The organism is Sphingorhabdus sp. (assembly GCF_044239005.1).
Classification (GTDB): domain Bacteria; phylum Pseudomonadota; class Alphaproteobacteria; order Sphingomonadales; family Sphingomonadaceae; genus Sphingorhabdus_B.
The window spans coordinates 1-4,588 of the sequence record NZ_JBIICH010000147.1; the positions used below are offsets into that span (position 1 = coordinate 1).

6 protein-coding genes are annotated in these 4,588 nt (G+C 56.4%); 1 reads left to right on the forward strand and 5 read right to left on the reverse strand.

Annotation, left to right across the window (positions count from 1 at the left end):
• Window positions 1–148: 148 nt before the first annotated feature.
• From ddpX to ACILQA_RS09975, 4 genes are read right to left on the reverse strand one after another with little or no spacing between them, the layout of a single operon-like run.
• On the reverse strand, window positions 149–841 hold the full coding sequence (ddpX, locus tag ACILQA_RS09960; protein WP_395629553.1) for a D-alanyl-D-alanine dipeptidase: 693 nt from the start codon (window positions 839–841) through the stop codon (window positions 149–151).
• A complete protein-coding gene (gene accC, locus ACILQA_RS09965) occupies window positions 838–2,187 on the reverse strand; it encodes an acetyl-CoA carboxylase biotin carboxylase subunit (protein ID WP_395629554.1) in 1,350 nt (449 codons plus the stop codon). Before accC ends, ddpX begins: the two co-directional genes overlap by 4 nt.
• A 3-nt stretch (window positions 2,188–2,190) precedes the next feature.
• Complete coding sequence (gene accB, locus ACILQA_RS09970; protein ID WP_395629555.1) at window positions 2,191–2,664, reverse strand: acetyl-CoA carboxylase biotin carboxyl carrier protein; 474 nt, start codon at window positions 2,662–2,664, stop codon at window positions 2,191–2,193.
• 43 nt (window positions 2,665–2,707) lie between these two features.
• Complete coding sequence (locus ACILQA_RS09975) at window positions 2,708–3,148, reverse strand: type II 3-dehydroquinate dehydratase (protein ID WP_183941886.1); 441 nt, start codon at window positions 3,146–3,148, stop codon at window positions 2,708–2,710.
• 87 nt (window positions 3,149–3,235) lie between these two features.
• Here ACILQA_RS09975 and thiS point away from each other — a divergent pair, with 87 nt between their 5' ends.
• Window positions 3,236–4,231 (forward strand): sulfur carrier protein ThiS, encoded by a 996-nt coding sequence (gene thiS / locus ACILQA_RS09980; protein WP_395629556.1) that lies wholly within the window; start codon window positions 3,236–3,238, stop codon window positions 4,229–4,231.
• Between the two features lie 16 nt (window positions 4,232–4,247).
• On the opposite strand, the gene ACILQA_RS09985 is transcribed toward thiS, so the two are convergent.
• A partial coding sequence (locus ACILQA_RS09985) for a LytTR family DNA-binding domain-containing protein (RefSeq protein WP_395629557.1) occupies window positions 4,248–4,588 on the reverse strand: 341 nt, incomplete at its 5' end.

Sequence of the window (4,588 nt, forward strand, 5' to 3'; positions counted from 1 at the left end):
TGGGCCAGTTGCCGCATCGGGCACCAGATTGCCGACAATGATTGCTTGAGTCGCTGCCAACGAAGGGGCTGAAACACATAAAGCTGCACCAGCGAGTAATATCTTACGGAACATCAAAAAACCTCTCTTATGTTTATGCACGGGTTCGTTACATGATTTTGTTAAACGGTATGTCCATGACCGGGAACTGTTCCCAGCCGGTGAAATCGAAATGCCACCATTCGTTGGAAAGGCCAACGAAACCCTCGGCTTCCAAATAGCCTTGTAAGCGGGCACGGTTGGCCAATGCTGCCGGGGTGGCTCCCATATAATCGCGATGGGCCTTTTCGGAAAAATCATCGAACTCTGTTGGCATTTCGACCAGCTGTCCGGTGCGCAGGTCATGCAACGTCAAATCGACGGCACAGCCACGATTATGTTTGGACCCGCGTTTGGGGTTCGCCACATATTCTTTCTTGGGCCCAACCGGCGTTGCGTCCCATAATTTTTTGGTTATCCGCCACGGCCGATAGGCGTCGTAAATTGTCAGGCCAAAGCCATCGGCCTGAGCTGCTTTGCTTGCACGGGCGACCGCTTGGGCGGCAGGGGCGGCCAAAAAGGCGCGCGCTTCGTCATACAGCACCCGCCCAGTGAAATTGTTGGCGGTCGCATAACGCATATCAAGCTTGATCGCAGGGTCGAGTGTGACCAACTCGATCAGGCGCTTGGGATCGTCCGCTTTAATCCGGGCTGCGGCATTGGCGGGGATGAACGACACATCGCCGTCGGGACCAACCGGAACGCAGCTGGCCAGCGGCAGTGCCGCCAGCCCAAAAGCCACCTCCCGGCGGGAGAGGATCATTTTGCGTCTTTCGCCAGCCACTCTTCAAGCCATTTGATCGTATAATTTCCATTTTGGAAATCGGGCTCTTCCAACAACCGTTGATGCAGCGGAATGGTCGTCTTCATGCCTTCAATCACAAATTCGCCAAGCGCACGGCGCAGCCGCATCAGGCAGCCCTCGCGGGTCTGACCATATACGATCAGCTTGGCGATCATGCTGTCATAATATGGCGGCACTTTATAGCCATGATACAGGCCACTATCGACGCGGACATACAAGCCGCCGGGTGGGTGATACCATGACACGGTTCCCGGTGACGGCATGAAGGTTTGCGGGTCTTCGGCGTTAATCCGGCATTCGACGGCATGGCCTGTGAAGGTCACATCTTCTTGCTTGAACGAAAGCGGCTTTCCTTCGGCGACGCGGATTTGTTCGCGGACGAGGTCGATGCCGGTAATCATTTCGGTGACCGGGTGTTCGACCTGAAGCCGGGTGTTCATTTCGATGAAATAGAACTCACCATTTTCCCACAGAAACTCGATGGTACCGGCGCCGCGATAGCCCATGTCAGCCATAGCCTTCGCACAGATATTGCCCATGCGATCACGTTCAGCGGTCGCAAGAACGGGCGAGGGCGCTTCTTCGAGCACTTTTTGGTGACGCCGTTGTAGCGAACAATCGCGTTCGCCCAAATGGACGGCATTGCCATTGCCATCGCCAAAAATCTGAAATTCAATGTGGCGCGGGTTGCCAAGATATTTTTCGAGGTAGACCGTCGCATCACCAAAGGCGGCTTTTGCTTCGGACCCTGCTTGCTGCATTTGGGTCTCAAGCTCTTCTTCGCTATTGACGACCTTCATGCCGCGGCCACCGCCACCGGACGCCGCTTTGATAATTACCGGATATCCGATTTCGCGCGCAATTGCTTTGGCTTCGGCGACATCTTCAATTGCGCCGTCAGAGCCGGGTACAAGGGGCAAACCCAACGCACCTGCCGAACGCTTCGCTTCAACCTTGTCACCCATCGTGCGGATATGTTCGGGCTTGGGGCCAATCCATTTGATGTTGTGGCTCTCAACGATTTCCGCAAATTGCGCGTTTTCCGACAGAAAGCCATAGCCGGGATGGATGGCGTCAGCATGGCTGATTTCCGCGGCTGAAATAATCGCCGGAATATTCAAATAGCTGTCGGTCGCAGATGGCGGTCCGATGCAAATCGCTTCGTCGGCGAGGCGCACATGCATGGCGTCGGCATCCGCCGTCGAATGCACGGCAACGGTCTTGATCCCCATTTCATGCGCCGCACGGTGAATGCGCAGCGCGATCTCGCCGCGGTTGGCGATAAGGATTTTTTCGATTGCCATGGGTTAAGCAATCACCAGCAATGGCTGGTCAAATTCGACAGGCTGCCCGCTTTCGACGTAAATCGCGGTAACCGTTCCTGCATTTGGCGCGATGATTGGGTTCATGACCTTCATCGCCTCAATGATCAGGACGGTGTCACCGGCCTTCACTTGCTGACCAACGCTGATGAACGGCGCGGCATCGGGCTCAGGTGTTAGATAAGCGGTGCCCACCATCGGTGATTTCAAGGCGTTGGCTGCAGTCGCTGGCGCGCTTGCGGCTTCTTGGGCCGCAGCCACAGCGGGGGCCGCAACCGCAACGGGCGCTGCCGCCATAGGCGCTGCAACCGCAGTCATGGTCCGCGAGACACGAATTTTGCGCTCGCCGTCCTCAACCTCAATTTCGCTGAGACCGGTGTCGTTCAACATGGCCGCGAGTTCGCGGACAAGGTCCGTATCGACCTGCATGCTGCCACTATTTCCTGTTTTCGCCGCCATTTAAAACTCCTTGGCCCCTAAACTTGCAATGATGCGCCTAATGTCAAACTTGCAACGCCGCGTCTAGCGCCAGTTCGTACGACTTTGCGCCATGACCTGCAAACACCGCCTTTGCGCCCATGCTGACATAGCTTAAATGCCGGAATGCTTCGCGTTTGTGCGGATCAGACAAATGTACCTCGAAAACCGGAACATTGATGGCCTTTATGGCATCAAGGATCGCGACCGAGGTGTGGGTGTATCCTGCCGCGTTCAACAACACCGCCTTGGCGCCGACGGCTTGAGCCTCTTGCAGCCAATCGACGAGATGCCCTTCATGATTTGACTGACGAAAATCGATAGACGCGCCGGCTGCCCGCGCGCGGTCATCCAGATGTCCGGCAATGTCATCAAGCGTATCTGTGCCGTAAATTTCCGGCTCTCTGGTACCGAGTAAATTGAGATTTGGTCCATTCAGAACAAAGATTATCGGCTTATCCGCCAAAGGACGTCCCCTGATATTGTCAAAGCAGCGGTTGCGAACCGCATCGTTCCGGCACTATATGCGCGTCGATAAAAATAGCGAGATGAAATGACCTCTTCCCTTACCACCGATTCTATCTCCCTCACGCTGAATGGCGATCCGCGGCCATTTCGGGCCGGGGCGACCGTTGCCGACCTTGTCCGCGATATTGGGCTGGATCCGGCCAAGGTCGCGGTCGAGCGCAATCTTGAAATCGTGCCGCGTTCTACATTGGAAAATGTCCACTTGGCCGACGGTGATGTGTTAGAAATCGTCCATTTTGTGGGCGGCGGGCAAGATGATAGCTGGTCCGTCGCTGGGCGCCATTTCACATCGCGGCTGATCGTCGGGACCGGCAAATATAGGGACTTCGAACAAAACGCCGCCGCATTGGTGGCATCGGGCGCTGAAATAATCACGGTGGCCGTGCGCCGCGTAAACGTCTCGGACCCCAAAGCGCCGATGTTGACGGATTATATTGATCCGAAGAAATATACTTATCTGCCGAACACCGCAGGCTGCTTTACCGCAGACGACGCGATCCGCACGCTGCGTCTGGCGCGTGAGGCGGGCGGTTGGGACCTGGTAAAGCTTGAGGTGCTCGGAGAAGCGAAAACGCTTTACCCCGATATGCGCGAAACATTGAAGGCGACCGAAATATTGGCGAAGGATGGATTTCTGCCAATGGTCTATTGTGTCGATGATCCCATCGCCGCCAAGCAGCTTGAGGATGCCGGCGCAGTCGCGGTGATGCCATTGGGCGCGCCGATTGGTTCGGGGCTTGGCATTCAAAACCGCGTGACGATCCGCTTGATTGTCGAGGGCGCGAAAGTGCCCGTACTGGTCGACGCTGGTGTCGGGACGGCGTCTGACGCGGCGGTGGCCATGGAATTGGGCTGCGATGGTGTGTTGATGAACACGGCTATCGCGGAAGCCAAAGACCCCGTTGCTATGGCGACAGCGATGAAGCTGGCCGTCCAGTCAGGTCGTATGGCCTATTTGGCGGGCCGCATGGGTCGGCGGATGTATGCTGATCCGTCCAGCCCGCTTGCGGGTCTGATCTAAACAAAGCCGGAGTTTGCTATTTCCCGGCGAGCCGTTTGACCTCTGCCAGATATTTGCGTCCGATGCGCATCGACAGGTCCTCACCCAGCAACGCATGCCACACGCCGCCGCCTTCATGGCGCAGCCCGGTAATCAGGTCCCGGCGCACAATATGGCTGCGGTGGATGCGCTGGAATTGTTCGGGGTCAAGCCGTTGTTCAAGCGTCGAGATTGTCTGGTGCAACAAATAGCTGCGCCCGCCAGTATGCAGCCGCATATAATCGCGCTCGGCCTCAATCCGTTCAATATCCATTGCGGCAATGCGGATGAGTTCGGCGCGATGGGATACCCAAAATTCATGCGCATAACGGCTGTCGG